Below are 19341 nucleotides of genomic sequence, written 5' to 3'. Positions count from 1 at the left end.
TGACGGGGTATAAGATCACCAAACTAAAATTCGCTCTAGACCTCGAAGAGGAATTAATAAAAGAAATAGTACTCCTGTGTGGAGGGGATCCAACAAAGATGAATAAATCACCATAACGACTTTCGAACACTTATGGTACCGATCCGTCCAGGTTCACACGCAATATCTTCCCGTTCAGGGAGGCAGGGTTCTGTGGCTCGGTACTGTCCGCAGCATCGGCCACAGATACATACAGTTTATCTCCTTCTATCAGCAGGCGGCACCCATTGTGAAAGCGGAAACCTTTTATGCTGTCCAGCAGTATGTGCCTGTCGGTGAGTGTCCTGGCCTGTGCATCATAGGTATAGCGGCATACACGTTCCATTATGGCGCTGTCGGGCATGCGCAGGTATTCCCACACTATGTATACATAGGGCTGTGCATCCCACTGCGGGTGCAGCGCCATACCCAGCATACCGCTCTCGCGTATGGTAATGGTGGCCGGCTCGTGCAGAAGTGTATCGGTATGCGCACCTGCAGTGTCCATGCGGCATACATAGCCGTTCTTTTGTGTGAACCATATATGATCATCGGGGCTATAGACAAGCTCCCACGGTATGAAAAAGTGAATCCTTCAGCACACGGGTACGCACCGCCTCCTGCGCATGAGCGACAGGCGACCAGCAGACCAGTATGAATACAGCATACATCATGCGTATACATATATAACGTATCACTACCCATTATAGTATAGAAAAATACCAGAGCCCATCGCAAGTAGAACATATCATATATTTGTGGTGGTGCTACTCAATTCCTTTCCCGATATAAATATGATAAGGCAGCTGAAAAATAATGCTGCACGCGGCGAGAACGAGTGGCGCAATGTAGTACTCAATTTCAGTTGCGGACAGGCATCGCGGCTCGACCTCGAAAGCCCCTATTCGCTATTCCTCAACCGCACCGGGCACAGCCACTGCAAGGTGAACCGTGACCACTACCGGGTAGAGACCGATACATACCTCTTTTCGCAGCCGGGAGACCTCTATGGGCTTACCATAGACAACCTGCACAAGACCGAGATATGTAATATACACATCTGCAAGCGCTTTTTCGAAGGCGTGGCACACAGCCTCACCCATACCCATGCTGCGCAGTTGGATGCCCCCGATGACATGGCCACGAACGCCCGGTTCGTGACCCAGCTATATCGCAAGGACGAGGCGCTGAACGCTATACTGGACCGCCTCATAGCACCCGGCACATACAAAGAGGGTCTCTTCGAGCCCGTGCTCATGCAACTGGTAGAACATCTATTGCTGCAGAACGAGGATGTACGGAAGAGCATAAGCAAACTCCCCTTTGTAAAGGCCGCTGTACGCAGCGATATATACAGGCGGCTGGCCCTGGCCAAAGACATTATCCACTCCGGCTACACTGGCCCGCTGGACCTCGACAGCATTTGCCGGGAAACAGGTATGTCGAAGTTCCATTTCCTGCGCCTGTTCAAAGTGCAATACCGGCTAACACCCCACCAGTACCTTACAGAGGTGCGCATGCAAAAAGGCCTGCAAATGCTGGAACATAGCGGAGAGAGCATATCGGCCATCGCAGCGCACCTGGGTTATGAATACCCCAATTCGTTCATCAAGGCGTTCCGGAAGACATACGATATATCGCCCCTGCAGTACCGGAAAAGTGAAATAAGCAATTTTGGATAATTCTGCGCAGCACTGCTGCACTAATATTGCCGAAAATAATCCATATGACCAAAGCGGCATTTCTCCTGCTCACCATCATCATGGCCTCCTTTGCGTGGTACGGCACAGGCACCACTGCATCCCGCACACTCGCTCCCGGCAAGGCAAAACGCATCCGCATCATTATGCTGCTGTCGCTCACAGGCTGGCTGGCATATGTAAGCGCTATATCGCTGGCAGGTATACTACAGACCGCTTCGCTGCCACCGCGCATTCCGCTACTGCTCATTCTCCCGCTGTTCTCGTTCATGTTCTGGTTCGTGAGCCGCAAAAGATCGCAGGCTTTCATCACGGCCATTCCGGCGGCATGGCTGGTATATGCCCAGTCCTTCCGCATAGTGGTAGAGCTGCTGCTGCACGCATTATACAAGCAGGGTATGCTGCCCCGTATGGGCACCTTCGAAGGGTACAATTTCGAGATAGTTATTGGCATCACGGCATTGCTGGTGGGCTACCTGGGCTATAGCAGGAAGGTACTGCCGCGTAGCATACTGCTGCTGTGGAATTGTGCGGGCCTGCTCACGCTGGCCATAGTGGTGTTCATCTTCGTCAGCCATGCCTACGCCCCCGGTATCTATGCACATCCCGAACCTCTTTCCATCACCGACTTCGGCGCGTTCCCCTTCACCCTGCTGGCGGGCTTCCTTATGCCACTGGCGGTGTTCATGCATGTGCTGTCTATCAGAAAACTGCTGCACACACCTGCATAGCCGCTTCTTATACGCGCATTAGCAGAATAACCGATGGTATGTGTACTTTTATGGCCTCTGTGCAATAAAACCATCGTTATGTCCGTACACAATGAGATAAAGCGCGTGACCACACATACGCTGCAATGGATGAAGCAGCGTAACGAAAAGATAAGCATGCTTACCGCCTACGACTACTCCATGGCCCGCATCTTCGACCATTCGGGTATAGACGTGATACTGGTGGGCGACTCTGCCAGCAATGTGATGGCCGGCCACGAGACCACCCTGCCCATCACGCTCGACCAGATGATATACCACGCCCAAAGCGTGGTGCGTGCCTGCAAGCGCTGCCTGGTGATAGTGGACCTCCCCTTCGGCTCTTACCAGGGCAATAGCAAAGAGGCCCTCAACTCTGCCATACGCATCATGAAAGAGGCAGGCGCACACGGCATAAAGCTGGAAGGCGGCGAAGAGGTCTGCGACTCCATCAAGCGCATAGTAAGCGCCGGCGTACCCGTTATGGGTCACCTGGGGCTTACGCCGCAGTCCATATACAAGTTCGGCACCTATACCGTGCGTGCGCGGGAAGAGGAAGAGGCCGAGATGCTGCTGCGCAATGCCGAGGCCCTGCAGGAGGCAGGCTGTTTCTCGCTGGTGCTGGAAAAGATACCCGCCACATTGGGCGCCAGGGTGGCCGAAAAACTACGGATACCCGTGATAGGCATAGGCGCGGGTAATGGCGTAGATGGCCAGGTACTGGTGATGCACGATATGCTGGGCATCACCCAGAATTTCTCTCCCAGGTTCCTGCGCCGCTACCTCAACCTGTTCGAGGATATATCTGATGCCACCCGCAAATACATAGGCGACATCAAGAGCCGCGACTTCCCCAACGAGCGCGAACAGTATTAACAGGGAAATATATTTTGGCATGCAACTATTCTGTGCCGTTATGCATTTAGTAAGGTATGCCCATATGTCTTTGCCCTATGAGATGTCATAATGAACAGTTGCCGTACCTCAAAATACAAGGACTCGACCTCACCTCCCCGGATGGAGAGCCTGCCTGCGGCAGGCAGGGCCGGGAGGGGCTGAAATGATAACTGCCACTACCCCCGAGGTCCATTTATTTAAAAACTTGTGAATTTTATGAAAATGAACCTCATGCACATTGCCTGCTAACCATTTTATGATCTATTTTTGATACCCTCAACTAACTAAAGAATATATACGAGCGTCTTTTTTTGACGAAACCAACCAATAAGAAAAAAGTATGAAGCGGATCTCTCTCATCACTGCATTGCTGCTTACCCCGTTCATGTCGTCCTGGGCAAAGGACGGCTACCACCTGACACTGAAAATGCCCGGCGTAAAGGACTCTATGGTGTACCTGGCCCACTACTACGGCAAGAACAGGCCCACCATCTTCAAGACCGACTCTGCCCGGTTCGATAAGAACGGGACCGCTGTCTTCAACAGTACCAGCGCCGACTTCGTAGGTGGCATATACATCCTCTACCTGTCCGATCTTCAGACCAATTTTGAAGTACTGATGAACAAGGGCGACGATATAACCATAGTAGCCCCCATAGACAAGATACCCGACGGTATAGAATACAAGAACTCTCCCGAGAACACCCGCTTCAGCGAATATGTGAAATACCTGAAGACCTACAGCCAGGGCGAGGAAAAACTGAAAAAAGAGCTGGAGACCGCCAAGACGGCCGATGACACTGCAGCCATCCGCAAAAAAGCCGTGGCCGCATCGAAAGAGCTGAACAAGTACCGTCGCGACTATGTGAAGAACTATCCCGGCTCGCTGCTGGCCACTATCTTCAATGCCATAGAAACACCTACCATACCCGAGGGCGACCACTTCCTGGAAGATGGCAAGACCAAGGACAGCACCTTCAATTACCGCTATTACAAAGGCCATTTCTGGGACAACTTCGACTTCCGCGATGACAGGCTCATATACACACCTATCTACGATGCCCGCCTGGACGAGTACTTCAGCAAGCTGGTACTGCCCTGGACCGACAGCGTGGAAAAAGAGGCCGATGTGCTGCTGCGCAAGTCCAAGGGCACCAAAGACATGTTCCACTACACCCTATGGTGGATAACCCGCTATGTAGAGAACAGCAAGGTGATGGGCATGGACGAGGTATTCGTATACCTGGTAGAGAACTACTACATGAAGGGCGATGCCTTCTGGCTGAAACCCGAAGAGCTGGAAAAATACATAGACCGCGCCCGCAAGATAGCCCCCAACGTGATAGGCAACCTGGCGCCCGAGATAAAGCTGCCCAACATAGCTACCAAAAAGACCGAGAGCCTGCATGGCGTGAAGGGCAAATACACCCTTATCATATTCTACTCGCCCTCCTGCGGCCACTGCCAGCACGAGATGCCCTCTATAGATTCGCTCTACAAAGAGGTGCTCAAGAGCAAAGGTGTGAAGATGTTCACCGTAGCTACCGAAGGTGAGGAAAAAGCCATCTCCGACTTCATAAAGAAGTACAACATGGGCGAATGGATAAACACATGGGACAACGACCATACCAGCGACTATCACAACAAGTTCGATGTATACAGCACCCCCACCATCTACCTGCTCGACGAGAAGAAGATCATAAAGGGTAAAAGGCTCGACCATCACAATATAGCCGGCCTCATAGAGATGATAGAGAAGAAAGAAAAAGACAAGGACAAAAAGGAAGGAGCAAGCAAATAATGCCCCGTTCCTCAGCATAAATGAAATGCCCCCGCTACGGGGGCATTTTTCATATGTACCTTTACCGCTCACCGAGAAAAAGAAAAAAGCGAATGAAAAAAGCGATAAGCATAATAGCCGGCCTCGTAGTACTGCTGGCCTGCCATAAGGTACATGCCCGCCCTGCCGGTGGCGATACATCGCTGCTGTGGCAAATAAGCGGTAAAGGGCTCCCCAAATCCTCCTACCTGTTCGGTACCATACACCTCATATGCCCCACCGACCATGTATGGACCACCACCATGCAGCAGACCCTGGATAAAAGTGAGAAAGTATGCCTGGAACTGGACATGAGCGCCATGGGGCTGGGTGCAGATGACGACCTGGACGAGGCCACCATGGCGAACATGAATATGATGCTCGACTTTACCAAAGCGCTCTCCGAATATTTTACCCCGCAACAGTACAAGCAACTGGAAAAATATGTACGCGACAGCCTGAACATGAGCCCCTCTATGATATTGATGCTGAAGCCGGTAACAATGCTGATGCTCATCACCCAGCACACGGCCTCGCCCTGCGACGCTCCGCTATCGTACGAAGCGGATATAATGCACAGGGTGGCCGGTAAAAAAGAGATGATGGGGCTGGAGACCATGTTCGAACAGTTCAAGGCCCTGGAGACCATACCCGCCGACAGCGCAGTGAAATATATACTGGAAAGCATGGATGACAAAAAAGCCCGGGAAGAGCAGGAAGAGTACCGCAAAATGATAACGGCCTACAAAAGCCAGGATATAGCCACACTGCACACCATGATAGCAAGCTCGGGCCAGATGGGCACATCAGCAGCAGCGCTGCTGGACGACCGCAACAAAAAATGGATAGACCGTATGGCAGGTATGATGCACGGCTCATCGGTGTTCTTTGCCGTGGGCGCAGGCCACCTGGCCGGGCCCAATGGCGTCATTTCCCTGCTGCGCAAAGCGGGCTATACGGTAACGCCCCTCCGGTAACGGCTCATTACAAAACGATAAATTACATCTGTATCCCCTCTCCCCTCCCTTCGGTTTTTTATTTATATTCGCAGACCATCTTTTGAGGTATATCCCCCTTTGCATGACACGATATATAGCTTTACTGAGAGGAATAAACGTTACCGGGCAGCCTTCTGTATCTATGGACGACCTAAAGGCTTATTTCGGAGAGGTTCCCGGTGTAGAGAACGTGGTAACGTACATGCTTGGCGGTAATGTACTGTTCGATGCACCGCTCATTGATGGCGCTACCCTGGTACATACCATAGAAACAAAGCTGAAACAAAAGCTGGGCTATGAGGTAGATATAATGCTGCGCCTCCTTAGCGAAATGGAAGAGATAGTGCAGAACAATCCCCTCACCACCATCAAGACCGAAGAGAAGAACCGTCTCTATGTCACCTTCCTCTCAGAGGTGCCCGCATTCGATGTGCGCGGTTCGCTGGGTGTATATTCCAACGATGCCGAGTATGCCCGTGTAGTGAACCGTGAAGTGTATATATACAGCAACAACTACGGCAAGACCTGCTTTTCCAACACATTCATAGAGAAAAAATTAGGCGTGAAGGCCACCACCCGCAACTGGGCCACCGTGAACAAGATGCTGGAGCTGTAAGCCGCACAACTCATTCACCGACAATATGGGCGTATTCACCGCCCTTCCTTTATCCCTCGCCTAATATCGCTTTTGCACGGTATTCGCTGTTCTTACTTTTGTTCCATAAATAAGGAACAGATGAACGACCATAATAACTGGCAGAACAAATGGCAATACAAGGGATATGAATACCATCAGAAAGACCACAGGGGTGGCCGTATAGTTTTTGGTATCATACTGGCGCTGATAGGTGTAGGTCTGCTGCTCAAAACACTGGGCCTGCTGCATATATGCCTTCATTCGCTGTGGCCGCTCATACTCATAGCCATGGGTACCATGATAGGGGTAAAGAACAGGTTCAGGAACAATGCCTGGTGGATACTGATAGCATTGGGTACTTTTCACCTCATACCCAGGTTCGAGATAATGGGCGTATCATCCAGCAAGCTGGTATGGCCGGTAATGCTCATAGCGCTGGGCCTTATGATAGTGTTCCGCCCTCGTCACAAACACCGCTTCGATGAGACCGTAGGCGGCGCGCATGTATCGTCCGAAGACAGTCTGAGGATAGATGTCACTTTTGGCGGCCGCAAAGAGATCATTACCTCGAAGGACTTCAAAGGCGGTTCGGCTACCGTCACATTCGGCGGCAGCGAGATAAACCTCACCCAGTCCGATATGACCTCGCCATCCGTAGTACTGGATTGCCGCGTAGCCTTCGGCGCCATAGAGCTAGTGATCCCTGCCAACTGGGACCTGCAGAACGAGATAAGACCATCCTTCGGCTCTGTAGAGGACGAGCGTGTGATACACGCCCCCGTGGCCGGCGAAACGCGCAAAAAGCTGATACTTACCGGTAGCTGCACCTTCGGCAGCATCGACATCAAATCGTACTAAGAAAAACATCATGAGGCGGTATTTACATACCGCCTCATGAAATAAAATACAATAGCAACTCGTTTTTTATATATCACACTACAGCACACTATACTTTTTATGAGAGCATTTACCGCACAGATAATTTATCGCATAGAATGTGACGGACAATTCACCGACCAGTATGAGGAACAATGGAGGCTCGTATTTGCCGAAGACGAGCAGATGGCCGTAACAGAGGCACGCACTACCGGGCAAAGCGAAGAGACCACTTTTGTAGACCGCCATGGCCGCACCATTTTCTGGCGCATGCTGGCTGTAAAAGACCTGCAACCCGTAGAGCTGGTGAACGGCGGACTGCTGTTCTCTACCGTTCGCGAGGCCGAGATGATACCCGCCCCCGTATGGGCCGCCTGATGCCGTGAACTGGCACTTCTCTTTTCCCCTTAACGGAGGTCTCCGACCCCGTTAGCGTGAATGTTTTTCTTATCCCTTGCCCCACCACATTCTTTAAAATTATAAGCCCACCGGTTAGTGCCGGTGGGCTTTTAGCATTTTTGCTTTTTCACTATAGCGGAGGTTAGTCCAAAAGACCTTTGCAGTGTATATAGGCCATCATGAACTCTGCAGTACCCATGTTGGGTGGTATCACTACACTTGGCGCGGCCGGCTGTGTTTTCTTTTCAGCTAAAAGTTTAAAGGGCATGTATACCGGTGAACAGGAGAAATGATAGGTGCTGATAGGGCTTGCCTGCACCCGTGCCTTCACATATTCATGTATGCCACGGGTCTGGAAATACATACCATAAGCATCGGTATGCTGTGCTGCTTCTTCTGACAGGAAAAGAAAGTCATTATAATCGAAGTTGTAGCCATATGCGAGATTTATGGCTGCGAACAGGGCTTTGGTCGTAAAGGACTCCACCGTGTCGAGGCTCACATAGATACCCGAATTGCCATTGGTGGCCGCACCCTGAAAATTGATGCCATTATTGCAGATGTATCTATACGGTACAGCGGCCGAATCCGCTTTATTGATCACCGTGGTTATCACCGAATTTACGGTAGCTGATGTAGGGCCTGCAATGTAGGGCTGAGGGATGTATGTCTTTCCGCTGCAATCAAGAACAGTGTCGTATGCCATGCTGCCGCCGGACTGAGAATAGAGGCCACCCACACCATTGGTGGACATGGCCGGTGTGAGCAGGGAAGGAACCCATCCACGAGGCACAAGATCGTAAAAGTTCCAGATGCGAACAGTGTGCGCACCCATTACACTATTGTAATAATTGGCAAATGTAGTATCGCCGGGTGTAGCTCCTGCGGTAGACAGGCAATACACCGAATCGTTGCTTTTGCCACCACCTATAGAGTCCAGCTGATGCTGCATATACAGGGCGAACACCGGAGACAGCGCACCACCCAGGCTGTGGCCGGTGATAACTATACTGTTCTGTATTTTCGAATTCTTTATAATGCTATCCAGGAACTGCACCGCTGTAACGCCATTATTGCTGGTAAGACCCATAATGGCAGTAAGCCCCAGATAGGTGCCCATTGACATATTGCCGGATGTAGGTGAACCATAGTACCATGGCTGCTGCTGCTTCACATTGAAATCGTAGGTCATCCAATCCTGAAGACTGCATGGGTTCGTGGCCTGTATACCCACCACATAGTTGCCGGGTGTGGCAGTATTGTGGAATATGGTCATAGAGGCAGAGGATACCCATGCCGCGCCACCCTTATCAGTGAGCAGGAAAGAAGTATGCGAGGACATTACGGCAGGCCCCCATACTCTTTTCCAGTTCGACAGTTTAAGTGGTGCATTGCTCACACTATTGTCTACGGCATTGGCCAGTGTAGCATCTATGATAGGGCTCGCAAAACCCACCATAAGTGTATCGGCCCGGTATGACTTGTTCTCATTCAGATCGGCCAGGTAAAATAATGCATAGGTGGATGCAGGAAGATTGGATAGCATGGAAAGCGAAAAGATCTCCCGCTGATTGAAGCTTGGAGGTAGCTGGCCATTTCCGGTAACGGCACCAACGGCCTTATCGGGTGTTTTGCATGCCAGCATGAGGCTGAGCGAGGCGACGAACAGTGTTAGTTTTCTCATTGTAAGTGTTTTGTGGTTTGATGAGGAATGGAACGAAGGTGCACCACAAAAAACACGAATGATAAAAAGACATGTGTGAAATAGGTCTTAAATGATGATGAATGAGGCTTTTTTGAGTGTGGAGCATATTAGCTCATACTACTGCAGGGAACAATGAAGAAAACCCCGTTCGCTTTTGCTACATCTATGCCGGCCCTTGCCGTAGATATGGCGCAAGAATAAAACCTGTGTTGCATTTTGACGCAGCTCCGTCGCTAGTATCAACTACTCCGCCTGAGGTAATGTTTTTCGTTTCCCTCTGCCACACCATATTTCATCAACATTCTTAAAAACTAAAAGGCCCATCAGTTAGTACTGGTGGGCTTTTTAGCATTTTTGTTTGTAGCACGTACGGGAATCGAACCCGTCATTCCTCCGTGAAAGGGAGGCGTCTTAGCCGATTGACCAACGCGCCATCCGTGGAATTGGAGTGCAAATATACGAGTGTTTCGTTTCCCTCCAAAATTCCGAACACATATTTTTAAGCCTTTACCATCGCATCTATTATTCCCAGGAATTCCGCAGCCTTCAGCGATGCGCCACCTATCAGGCCTCCATCCACATCGGCACATGCAAAGAGCTCTGCCGCGTTCGATGGCTTGCAGCTACCACCATACAATATGGGTGTTGCAGCAGCTACTTCGCTGCCATATTTTGCCGCCAATACAGCGCGTATGTGTGCATGCATGTCCTGTGCCTGCTCCGAGCTTGCTGTACGGCCCGTACCTATGGCCCATATCGGTTCGTAAGCTATCACTACATTGCTCATCTGCGCCGCAGTAAGGTGAAAGAGGCCATCCTTCAACTGTGCCTCTACAAAGGCGTTCTGCGTATCCGCATCGCGTACCGATAGCGGTTCGCCGCAGCAGAATATCACCTGCAGGCCATTCGCCAGTGCCTGGTCTGTTTTACGCGCCAGCATCTCGTCGGTCTCGGCAAAATACTGCCTCCTTTCCGAGTGACCTATGATCACATATTCTACCTCTGCGCTCTTCAGCATACCGGCCGATACTTCACCCGTATACGCGCCTGCGCTTTCCTGGTAGCAGTTCTGCGCAGCAGCATGCACATGGTCTGTTTTGGCCAGTTGTGCCACCGTCTGCGGTATATGTATAAATGGCGGCGCTATCACTACTTTCCTGTCATCGGCAAGCCGGGGTATGCCTGCACATATGTCGTTCACAAGCGCTGCGCCTTCGGCAAGGCTCAGGTTCATCTTCCAGTTGGCTGCTACTATTTTGCGGCGCATATATATGTGTGTTTGCGGTTGCTGCGGCTAGCTCACGCTACTTCGCTGCATCCTGGTTTCAAAAAAGAGGCAAAAGTAAGGGAATGGCCGTTACCACGAACAGGCCATGAGTATATGGGCGAATGCCGGGCGGATCATATGTTGGCCACCTTATTGAATTCGGCCTCCAGCAGCGACTCCTTGGGCAAACGCAGCCATTTGGCATCTTCCTCATCTATCTCCACCTTCTGTATCAGCTTTCCGCTCAGGTCGAAGTAAGAGTACTCCAGCACACGGTAGGCCTTTGCCGGCTGGTTGAACTGCACCTTGCGCTTATAGAAGCTCAGTTTGCTCAGCTCGTTCTTGTCCACCTCTTTGGGGGCTTCGTTCTTGGCCTTCTCGCGAAAATCCTCCAGCCTGCCCTGCACAGGTTTTATCCTGTCTATCACAGTAACGGTCTTGGTAGCCTTGCTCGTCGTCACCGACATGATATACAGATCGTCGATACCGTCCTTCGATTTACCCAGGTTATAGTTCTGTGCATATGCGAAAGCAGAGGAAAGTGCAAGTAGCAATAATAATAGTATACGTTTCACGTTGAGGAGTTTTATGGATACAAATGTACAATACCCATAATGATCATCAAAGCCCCCGGCACTAAAATATGGGAACAGGCAATTACCGAGCGGTCATTATATCACCTTTACCTTTACTTCCATACCGGGTTTCACCTGCATTATACCTGTGGTCAGTATGGTATCGCCCTCGTTCAGGCCCTGTAGTATCTCTACCCGCTCATTGGTACGCGCGCCTATTTTCACCGGCACCATTTCGGCCTTGCCACCCCTTATCACCGCTACTACCTTCTCGCGGTTGGTAGGTATCACCGACTGCGATGGCACCAGCAGCGCATGCGCGTTCGCCCCGAATGGGATCACTATATGCGTAAAGGCTCCCGGGCCCAGCTTATTGTTCTTATTGTCTACCGTGGCTCTTACCCTCAGGGTGCGGGTAGCTGCATTGGCGCTGGGCTCTACCGCCTTTATCACAGCTACAAATGTGTCCTGCCTGCCTGTTACGGTGAAGGCTATTTTTTTGCCGATCACCATTTCATAGCGGTATTGCTCAGGTATGTTGAAATCCATCTTCAGCGTAGCGGTCTGCTGCAGTGTGGTCAGCACGGTACCGGTACCTACCACCGCGCCATTGCTCACATTGCGTATGCCCGCCCTGCCGGAAAAAGGCGCTATTATACTCGTCTTCCGCAGTTGCGATGTGGCATAGGCTATATCGGCATCTATGGCCTCTATCTGCGTAGTGGTGGTCTCGTAGTCTTGCTTGCTTATGCCGCCTACGTTCAGCAGTTCGGCCTGGCGGTCGCGTATCTTCACCTGCAGTTCGCGCTGTGCCTTTAGCTTCTGTATCTGTGCCTTTATATCGTCATTGTACAGTCGGGCCAGCACTTGCCCCTGCTGTACAGGTGCGCCTTCGGCAAAAGATATGGCTGTTATGCGCCCGGGTATCTCGGGCATCACGTTCACCTCCTCGTTAGGCAACAGTGTGCCCGATGTCGTATAGTCCGTCTGGAATGCCTCGGCCTTTATTACCATGCCATCGGCGTTCAGCACCTTAGGGCCCTGTTGTTTGGCGGCGGCCACATCCTGTTTTTTCTCGCTACAGGAAGCAAGGGATAAAATGCCGGATATACATACAGAAAAGAATACGGTAGCAGAGTTGAGGCTCCTCATACAAAATGGTCGGATATACAGCAAAGATATTGCGGAACGCCGCTTTTACCCCTATCGGGCCATTGTCTTAAATAATATTAACGTATCGATAAATACTATAAACATAAGTCGCTGTACGCCCGTTCACACCCAGAATGTGTACATTGCTGGCCACATGCAACTGGTAGTGCTCACACCCGATACCGACCTTCCCGGCGAACAGGAAACAGTAAATTCCCTGTTCCATATGGGCTTGCAGCGGCTGCACCTGCGCAAGCCCGCCTACGATATTGCTGCATACCGGGCATACATCGCCGGCATAGATAGTGCATACCATTCACGCATCATCATACATGGCGCCTATCCGCTCTACCATGCCCTACGGCTGGGTGGTATACACCTGCGCAGTGCCATACGCCATGAGCCCGCTACACTGCAACAGATAAAAGATATACCCTACTCTGCCATATCCACCTCCTTCCATTCCTGGGACGAGATATTGCAGAACCATACTCCCTATGGCAATGTCTTCATCAGCCCGTTATACGATAGCATATCGAAGGCAGGCTACAGCGCAGCGGTCGCTCCCGAAGGTATATCAGGGGTAAAAGAAAGCCTTGCGAATGGCGGCAGATACTGTCCTGCCATTACAGGCCTTGGTGGTATAGACAGGAGCAATATCCCCACCCTGCAGCGGCTGAGGTACGACGGCGCAGCAGTGCTGGGCGCATTATGGCAAAGCAAAGACCCCATTGCCATTTTCGCAGCATTGCAGGCTATCATTAAATAAAAAAAGGAGCTATCGCTCCTCTCTCTGTTTCTCGATATTTCTCCGTTTCTCCGCACTGTTTTCCTGCACTCCTGATCGCAGATCAGTTATCCATCGCCAGCCGGAAGCCCAGGTCCCAGCGGCGTGTTTCGGGTGTCAGGCGGCCACGGTATACAGTGCGGCACTGCGCCTCATCATCGTAGAACGATCCGCCGCGCACTACCTTCTTATCGCCGCTCTCAGGCCCCTTCGGGTCTACGGCATCTATGGTGGTACGGTAGTATTCCGGGTCGAACCAGTCGGTACACCATTCGGCCACATTCCCCGACAGATCGAATATACCCAGTTCGTTCGGTTCCTTCTGCCCTACAGGGTGTGCGGTGCCTTTTTTGCGGCCATACCAGGCCACGGTCACCAGCTTATTGTTGCCTGCATACCTGTAGTTGCCAGAGTATTTGCCGCCGCGTGCCGCAAATTCCCATTCCAGCTCGGTAGGCAGCCTGTAGCTCTTGCCCGTCTTCTCGTTCAGCCTCCTTATGAACTCCTGTACCTCGGCATAGTTCACCATCACTACGGGGCAGTCATTGCACTCCTTGTTCACATAGTCCACACCTACATAAGACTGTGGCAGTATGCCCATCACCGTCTTCCACAGGCCCTGTGTTATCTCGTACTTGCTCAGCGAAAAGCTGCTCACGTTCACCCTGTGTACAGGCTTTTCGTTATCGTATTCCTCTGTACTATACTTGGGGTCATCCGAACCCCTGAAAAAGTTACCACCCTTCACATACACCATCTGAACATTCATATTGCCCTGTCCGTGAGCTACAAGCGATGCAAGCAGGACCGCTAAGGATAATAGTTGTTTCTTCATGATACTTTTTATGCCGGTATTCTAGTTAAATGCGATAAACCGCTGCGAATATAATAATAATCTGCCTAGGGTATACCTGTATGGCAGGTATACCTTGCCCCGAAAGCGATATTAACATTTCTCTTTCCCGGCCGTCAGCCCTCGGTATTATCTATACGTTCTATCTTGGTGATACCCTCCAGCGCGCCCAGCCTGTTGCAGAACACGTTCAGCTCTTCCCTGTCGTGTACATACACCATTATGGTACCCTCGAAGATGCCATCCTTCGAGTCTATGCTCATCGAACGCATGTTCAGCCTCAGCTCGCCCGATATGATGTTGGTTATCTTCTGTATCACACCCACATCGTCCAGCCCGGTTATGCGCACACCCGTCAGGAAGGATATCTCCTTGTTCTTGGCCCATTTGGTCTTCACTACCCTATGCCCGTAGTTGGCCAGCAGCCGTGCCGCATTGGGGCAGTCGGTACGGTGTATCTTCAGCCCTTCGCCCGATGTCACAAAGCCGAAAACGTCATCGCCGGGTATGGGCTGGCAGCACTGCGCCAGCTTGTACAGTATCTTGTCCGAGCTCTCGCCAAAGATGATCAGCTCTGCGCCCTTGCCATGCTTCTGTTTCAGTATCTCCTCATCGGCCAGCTCCTTGGTATCATGTCTTATCTCTTTCGATGGGTGCTGCAGCTTATCGCCATATACCGAGAAGGTCTTCAGCTCGGCCAGGTCCACATTGCCCACGGCCACCGCATAGTACAGGTCCAGCGGCGATGGCTTCTTGAAGTAGTGCATCAGCTCGTTCACATTGTGCTGCGACAGGCTAGTGTTCATAGCCTCCAGCTTGCGTTTCAGCACTGCCTTGCCCTCTTCTGCGGTCTTTCTTTTGTTCTCTTTCAGGTAGTTCTTCACCCCCGATCTCGCCTTGGCAGTGACCACGAACTGCAGCCAGTCCTCCGACGGGTGCTGCTTCGATGAGGTGATCACCTCTACCTGGTCGCCGCTGTTCAGCTTGTGGCTCAGGGGCACCAGGCGGTAGTTCACCTTGGCGCCTATGCACCTTGCCCCCAGTTGCGTATGTATGTCAAAGGCGAAGTCCAGCGCGGTAGCGCCCTTGGGCAGTACACGCATATCACCCTTGGGCGTATACACATATATCTCCTCGGTAAAGAGGTCCAGCTTGAAGTCCTGTATGAAATCCAGCGTATCGGTATTGGGGTTGGCCAGCACCTCGCGCAGGTGTTCCAGGAAGCTGTCCAGCTTGCTCTCCTGCGGCGATGGTGTTCCCTCCTTGTACTTCCAGTGAGCTGCCAGGCCTTTTTCGGCTATCTCGTTCATACGCTCGGTGCGTATCTGCACCTCTACCCAGCGGCCGCCATGGCCCATCACTGTAGTGTGCAGCGCCTCGTAACCATTGCCTTTGGGCACGCTTATCCAGTCGCGCAGGCGCTCGGGATTGGGGTGGTAAAAATTGGTGATGATGGAGTATACCTTCCAGCAGTCGGCTTTCTCCTGCTCCGGCGGTGATCTCAGTATCACCCGTATGGCGAATATATCATACACCTCCTCAAAGGTCACATGCTTGTTGCGCATCTTGTTCCATATCGAGTGTATGGCCTTCGGCCTGCCATATATGCCAAAGTCGAACCCCTGGTTGGTCAGCTCCTCCTTTATCGGCTTTATGAATTCGTTTATGTAGCGGGTACGCTCTCGCTGTGTCTCCTTCAGCCCGCGCACTATATCCATGTATATATCGGGCTGAGTAAATTTCAGCGCCAGGTCCTCCATCTCCGATTTTATCTCGTACAGGCCTAGCCTATGCGCCAGCGGCGAGTAAATGTAGGTGGTCTCCGATGCTATCTTCAACTGCTTGTCGCGGCTCATGCTGTCCAGCGTGCGCATATTGTGCAGCCTGTCGGCCAGCTTTATCAGTATCACGCGCGGGTCCTCGGCCAGCGTCAGCAGTATCTTCCTGAAATTCTCTGCCTGTATCGATGTGTCGGCCTTCATATCCACCACGTTCGATATTTTGGTCAGGCCGTCTATTATCTTGGCTATGCTGTTGTTGAACTCGCGTCCTATATCCTCCAGCGATATCTCTGTGTCCTCCACGGTATCGTGCAGCAGCGCGCACACCGCCGATGTCACGCCTAGCCCTATTTCCTCTACCACTATGCGGGCCACGGCTATGGGGTGCAGTATATAGGGCTCACCCGATTTTCTGCGGGTATCCTTGTGCGAGTCCGCCGCCATCTGGAAGGCATGCCGCAGCATAGCCTTGTCTCCCTTCTTTATGTCCGGTTTCAGGGAGCGCAGCAAAGCCCTGTATTCGCGCAAAATGAGTTTTTTCTCCTCCTCTTCCGTCTTGTCGTACACGCCTGTGTATGGCTGGTGTTTGGTATCCATCAAAATATCCTCTGTAGAAATAAATTTACGAAAATAACAGCTCATTACCAACGATAGGCATATCCTACTTTATGTAGAATGTTAAAGCCATTTTATATTCCCTCCCGAACCAAAGTTCTAGCTCATTTATTACGTCTATATTCATAAAACCACTTCTATGAGATACCTTACCATATTGCTTGTAGCGCTCTCTGTACACTGCGAGGCCTAGGATACACCCACACCCTACCAGTATCAGCACAACCGCGGCCGTTGCTGCAGTTGCCCCATAGGCCCCAGGATAACGGGGACACTCTACATTATAGACGGTGTGCAGGTACAGCCCTCCGCCGCCGACCTGAAAAAGGCTGCCCTCATGCAGGCCATAGAGATACAGCCCCTGCGCCCTGCCATACCCGGCACCATTACCCTTACACGCAGCGATATATATACCATGCCCGCTGCCGATGTGCGCGATATAGTGGCCCTTGCCCCTACCGTGTACCAACGCCAAAGGGGCACTGATGTAAGAATAGCCGGCAGCATGCCCGGCGATGTGCTCTATATCATAGACGGTATGCACATACCACGCAATTGACCTGAGACCTTGCTCCTACCTGATATACGGGACCGCCGGTGTTCAACACGAATCTTGAGCACCGGCGATCCGCACTTGATAAGATAGTACGGGAAGAGTCCATCTCCTCCCCTTTGGGGAGGTTGGGAGGGGCTGAAAACTATTTCGCAGGAATGCTATAAAACAAAGAAGCTGCCCTTGTTGAGGCAGCTTCTTCAAAATGATGACTATAAAAAAATTATATCACGGTCACATTTACCGCATTCAAACCTTTTTTACCATTTTGAACTTCATATGATACGGTATCATTTTCGCGTATCTCGCTTATCAGGCCAGAAACGTGAACAAAAACATCTGCACCACCATCTGATGGGGTAATGAAACCAAATCCTTTGGTCTCATTAAAAAACTTAACTGTACCTTGTTGCATTCTAAAAATTTAATTTATTAATAAAACACAAAAGTACGGAAAAAAATTAAAATTTCAAATAATATTTCTCAAGGCAGATCATAACCGGTATATCACATGTCATCCTACAAGCAAGAAGGCCGCCCATTCAGGCGGCCTTCCTTATTGCTATGCTCTTTATTTGGTACGACCGATGTTCGGGTCGGGGAAATTGTTGGGTTGTTTGTTACAGTCGCACTCATCAGGCTCCTGTACAAATTGATCCAGCCTGTCATTCACCACGAACGACTGCGAGCTCTCATCGTCATACACTATCTTGCTTATGGCCCAGTGCTTGCCATTGGGCATGCACATTGTTATGTGGCCTATCTGGCCGGGATCCATCACGCCGCCTATTATCTCACCTTCCTTGGTCACCAGCCGGTTGCGCGACTCCGAGTAGTAGGTATAGTACACGCCTGTTATCTTCTTGTCCACCACGTTCTTTATACGCACGGTATATTTCTGGTAATGGCAGTTGTAGCAGCCAGAGCAGTCCAGCTCGAAAGAGCACAGGTGAAATGTCTTTTTATGACGCAGGTAATCCATGCTCTGCGCACCTGCCTTTATTGCTCCCAGAAGAAATAAGAAAGAGAAGAAAAATACGCTTATCCTTGTACGCATATCATTTTACATTTATTTACATCAACAGGCGCTGCAAGCGTACCCCATTGTGAAAGGTCAGTATCGTTTGGTACAAATATATAAAATGCACGGTAAACACAAGGTCTGGCCGGTGTTTATTTTCATAGCTGCGCCATATATCTATCCTGCATCATAGCAGTAGGTATTCCTTGCATCGCTCCATTTCCTCCTCCGTCAGTTGCTGTGCTGCCTGCACACCGGGTATGCTGCGCAGTATGGTCAGTATCTTGTGGGCATCATGGTCGGGATCGCCTGTCTGTACCAGCCACATATAGTCATACCGGCCCTCGTCCCCCTCGGGCAGCAGCGATACCAGTCCTGTCCGCAGCTTGTACACTAGGTACCTGTAGCTGATGCTCTTCGGTATCTTATGGCTGTATACCGCAAAGTTGAATTTCTCTCCCTCCGGCTCGCCCTCTTCCTGTGCCTCCTGCACCGGCTGCGGCCCAAAGAGCGATGGTACCGGCGCCTGTGGCACCTTTGCCTTGCTTTTTTTGTTCTTCTTGCGCCGCAGCACCTTTCCATCCTTGCCCACCATCATTTCCAGCGTATCATCCGTATCGTTCACAAATACCGTTCTGAAATGCTGGTTCAGCAGCCAGCAGAAGCGGGGGCCCGGCAGCGGGGCTACTATACCTATCATTGCCGTATTGCCGTAGAATTGCTCGTTCGTATCCTCTGTAGACAGCTCCGTCACCTCACGCTCTTCCTTCCGCTCCCTGCGGGCCGGGGCGGTACGCGCAGAGGCGCTCTTACCCGCGGGGGTAGAGGGCTGCGCTGCACCATCATCCGGGAAAAGCGATCCTGTCATTCACCCAAAGTTACAGCTATGCCATAAACAAAGAACGCCCCTGCTGATGCAGGAGCGTTCGTATATACATT

At 51.2% G+C, this 19341-nt stretch carries 20 protein-coding genes and 1 tRNA gene; 10 read left to right on the top strand and 11 right to left on the bottom strand.

The genetic code is table 11. The features are described from left to right. Positions 1-130 precede the first annotated feature (130 nt). Positions 131-598 carry a PQQ-dependent sugar dehydrogenase gene (locus ABD843_RS12800; RefSeq protein ID WP_345083760.1) on the bottom strand — a complete coding sequence of 156 codons (468 nt, stop codon included), beginning with the start codon at positions 596-598 and terminating at the stop codon, positions 131-133. A 178-nt stretch (positions 599-776) separates the two neighbouring features. On the opposite strand from ABD843_RS12800, the gene ABD843_RS12795 reads away from it, so the two are divergent. The 8 genes from ABD843_RS12795 (at position 777) to ABD843_RS12760 (ending at position 8072) form a co-directional block, all read left to right on the top strand. After that, positions 777-1700, top strand: coding sequence for a helix-turn-helix transcriptional regulator (locus ABD843_RS12795; RefSeq protein WP_345083758.1), 924 nt, complete (start codon positions 777-779; stop codon positions 1698-1700). A 44-nt stretch (positions 1701-1744) separates the two neighbouring features. After that, positions 1745-2449, top strand: coding sequence for a hypothetical protein (locus ABD843_RS12790; protein ID WP_345083756.1), 705 nt, complete (start codon positions 1745-1747; stop codon positions 2447-2449). 78 nt (positions 2450-2527) lie between these two features. Beyond that, a complete protein-coding gene (gene panB, locus ABD843_RS12785) occupies positions 2528-3343 on the top strand; it encodes a 3-methyl-2-oxobutanoate hydroxymethyltransferase (protein WP_345083754.1) in 816 nt (271 codons plus the stop codon). Positions 3344-3704: 361 nt separating this feature from the next. Continuing rightward, the gene (locus tag ABD843_RS12780) at positions 3705-5165 is read left to right on the top strand and encodes a DUF5106 domain-containing protein (protein ID WP_345083752.1); all 1461 of its coding nucleotides are present in this window, start codon (positions 3705-3707) and stop codon (positions 5163-5165) included. Positions 5166-5257: 92 nt separating this feature from the next. Continuing rightward, positions 5258-6160, top strand: a complete 903-nt coding sequence (locus tag ABD843_RS12775) for a TraB/GumN family protein (protein WP_345083750.1) — start codon at positions 5258-5260, stop codon at positions 6158-6160. A gap of 103 nt (positions 6161-6263) precedes the next feature. Further along, positions 6264-6797, top strand: a complete 534-nt coding sequence (locus ABD843_RS12770; RefSeq protein WP_345083748.1) for a DUF1697 domain-containing protein — start codon at positions 6264-6266, stop codon at positions 6795-6797. 120 nt (positions 6798-6917) lie between these two features. Next, entirely contained in the window at positions 6918-7676 is a 759-nt protein-coding gene (locus tag ABD843_RS12765; RefSeq protein ID WP_345083746.1) for a LiaF transmembrane domain-containing protein, read from the top strand. Positions 7677-7775: 99 nt separating this feature from the next. Beyond that, a complete protein-coding gene (locus ABD843_RS12760) occupies positions 7776-8072 on the top strand; it encodes a DUF4288 domain-containing protein (RefSeq protein WP_345083744.1) in 297 nt (98 codons plus the stop codon). A 163-nt stretch (positions 8073-8235) separates the two neighbouring features. Here ABD843_RS12760 and ABD843_RS12755 read toward each other — a convergent pair whose 3' ends face one another. The 5 genes from ABD843_RS12755 to ABD843_RS12735 all read right to left on the bottom strand — a co-directional run bounded on the left by ABD843_RS12755 (position 8236) and on the right by ABD843_RS12735 (position 12792). Beyond that, positions 8236-9777, bottom strand: a complete 1542-nt coding sequence (locus ABD843_RS12755) for a lipase family protein (RefSeq protein ID WP_345083742.1) — start codon at positions 9775-9777, stop codon at positions 8236-8238. Between the two features lie 382 nt (positions 9778-10159). Beyond that, positions 10160-10231, bottom strand: a tRNA-Glu gene (locus tag ABD843_RS12750). 66 nt (positions 10232-10297) lie between these two features. Then, on the bottom strand, positions 10298-11065 hold the full coding sequence (tpiA, locus tag ABD843_RS12745; protein WP_345083740.1) for a triose-phosphate isomerase: 768 nt from the start codon (positions 11063-11065) through the stop codon (positions 10298-10300). A gap of 134 nt (positions 11066-11199) precedes the next feature. Next, on the bottom strand, positions 11200-11640 hold the full coding sequence (locus ABD843_RS12740; RefSeq protein ID WP_345083738.1) for a hypothetical protein: 441 nt from the start codon (positions 11638-11640) through the stop codon (positions 11200-11202). A gap of 96 nt (positions 11641-11736) precedes the next feature. Next, on the bottom strand, positions 11737-12792 hold the full coding sequence (locus tag ABD843_RS12735) for an efflux RND transporter periplasmic adaptor subunit (RefSeq protein WP_345083736.1): 1056 nt from the start codon (positions 12790-12792) through the stop codon (positions 11737-11739). A 154-nt stretch (positions 12793-12946) separates the two neighbouring features. On the opposite strand from ABD843_RS12735, the gene ABD843_RS12730 reads away from it, so the two are divergent. Continuing rightward, positions 12947-13561 carry a thiamine phosphate synthase gene (locus ABD843_RS12730; RefSeq protein WP_345083734.1) on the top strand — a complete coding sequence of 205 codons (615 nt, stop codon included), beginning with the start codon at positions 12947-12949 and terminating at the stop codon, positions 13559-13561. 82 nt (positions 13562-13643) lie between these two features. On the opposite strand, the gene ABD843_RS12725 is transcribed toward ABD843_RS12730, so the two are convergent. Further along, positions 13644-14414: a formylglycine-generating enzyme family protein gene (locus ABD843_RS12725; RefSeq protein WP_345083732.1), complete on the bottom strand. Its 771-nt coding sequence runs from the start codon at positions 14412-14414 to the stop codon at positions 13644-13646. 134 nt (positions 14415-14548) lie between these two features. Continuing rightward, the gene (locus ABD843_RS12720; RefSeq protein ID WP_345083730.1) at positions 14549-16810 is read right to left on the bottom strand and encodes a RelA/SpoT family protein; all 2262 of its coding nucleotides are present in this window, start codon (positions 16808-16810) and stop codon (positions 14549-14551) included. A 310-nt stretch (positions 16811-17120) separates the two neighbouring features. Between ABD843_RS12720 and ABD843_RS12715 the strand changes: the two genes are divergently transcribed. Beyond that, a complete protein-coding gene (locus tag ABD843_RS12715) occupies positions 17121-17387 on the top strand; it encodes a hypothetical protein (protein WP_345083728.1) in 267 nt (88 codons plus the stop codon). Positions 17388-17604: 217 nt separating this feature from the next. Here ABD843_RS12715 and ABD843_RS12710 read toward each other — a convergent pair whose 3' ends face one another. From ABD843_RS12710 to ABD843_RS12700, 3 genes are all read right to left on the bottom strand, one after another. Continuing rightward, positions 17605-17796 carry a cold-shock protein gene (locus ABD843_RS12710; protein WP_345083726.1) on the bottom strand — a complete coding sequence of 64 codons (192 nt, stop codon included), beginning with the start codon at positions 17794-17796 and terminating at the stop codon, positions 17605-17607. A gap of 156 nt (positions 17797-17952) precedes the next feature. Beyond that, complete coding sequence (locus ABD843_RS12705; protein WP_345083724.1) at positions 17953-18438, bottom strand: hypothetical protein; 486 nt, start codon at positions 18436-18438, stop codon at positions 17953-17955. Positions 18439-18589: 151 nt separating this feature from the next. Beyond that, positions 18590-19270, bottom strand: coding sequence for a hypothetical protein (locus tag ABD843_RS12700; protein ID WP_345083722.1), 681 nt, complete (start codon positions 19268-19270; stop codon positions 18590-18592). Positions 19271-19341 lie beyond the last annotated feature (71 nt).

Source organism: Nemorincola caseinilytica (genome assembly GCF_039540515.1).
In the GTDB taxonomy this organism is placed as follows: Bacteria; Bacteroidota; Bacteroidia; order Chitinophagales; family Chitinophagaceae; genus Nemorincola; species Nemorincola caseinilytica.
This window is presented reverse-complemented; position numbering and strand designations above follow the sequence as displayed.

Bases quoted from the DNA above. Each gene is read 5' to 3' on its own strand.
- ABD843_RS12790 (WP_345083756.1), top strand. From the start codon at position 1,745: ATGACCAAAGCGGCATTTCTCCTGCTCACCATCATCATGGCCTCCTTT.
- panB (WP_345083754.1), top strand. From the start codon at position 2,528: ATGTCCGTACACAATGAGATAAAGCGCGTGACCACACATACGCTGCAA.
- ABD843_RS12780 (WP_345083752.1), top strand. From the start codon at position 3,705: ATGAAGCGGATCTCTCTCATCACTGCATTGCTGCTTACCCCGTTCATG.
- ABD843_RS12775 (WP_345083750.1), top strand. From the start codon at position 5,258: ATGAAAAAAGCGATAAGCATAATAGCCGGCCTCGTAGTACTGCTGGCC.
- ABD843_RS12770 (WP_345083748.1), top strand. From the start codon at position 6,264: ATGACACGATATATAGCTTTACTGAGAGGAATAAACGTTACCGGGCAG.
- ABD843_RS12765 (WP_345083746.1), top strand. From the start codon at position 6,918: ATGAACGACCATAATAACTGGCAGAACAAATGGCAATACAAGGGATAT.
- ABD843_RS12760 (WP_345083744.1), top strand. From the start codon at position 7,776: ATGAGAGCATTTACCGCACAGATAATTTATCGCATAGAATGTGACGGA.
- ABD843_RS12755 (WP_345083742.1), bottom strand. From the start codon at position 9,777: ATGAGAAAACTAACACTGTTCGTCGCCTCGCTCAGCCTCATGCTGGCA.
- tpiA (WP_345083740.1), bottom strand. From the start codon at position 11,065: ATGCGCCGCAAAATAGTAGCAGCCAACTGGAAGATGAACCTGAGCCTT.
- ABD843_RS12735 (WP_345083736.1), bottom strand. From the start codon at position 12,792: ATGAGGAGCCTCAACTCTGCTACCGTATTCTTTTCTGTATGTATATCC.
- ABD843_RS12730 (WP_345083734.1), top strand. From the start codon at position 12,947: ATGCAACTGGTAGTGCTCACACCCGATACCGACCTTCCCGGCGAACAG.
- ABD843_RS12725 (WP_345083732.1), bottom strand. From the start codon at position 14,414: ATGAAGAAACAACTATTATCCTTAGCGGTCCTGCTTGCATCGCTTGTA.
- ABD843_RS12720 (WP_345083730.1), bottom strand. From the start codon at position 16,810: ATGGATACCAAACACCAGCCATACACAGGCGTGTACGACAAGACGGAA.
- ABD843_RS12710 (WP_345083726.1), bottom strand. From the start codon at position 17,796: ATGCAACAAGGTACAGTTAAGTTTTTTAATGAGACCAAAGGATTTGGT.
- ABD843_RS12705 (WP_345083724.1), bottom strand. From the start codon at position 18,438: ATGCGTACAAGGATAAGCGTATTTTTCTTCTCTTTCTTATTTCTTCTG.
- ABD843_RS12700 (WP_345083722.1), bottom strand. From the start codon at position 19,270: ATGACAGGATCGCTTTTCCCGGATGATGGTGCAGCGCAGCCCTCTACC.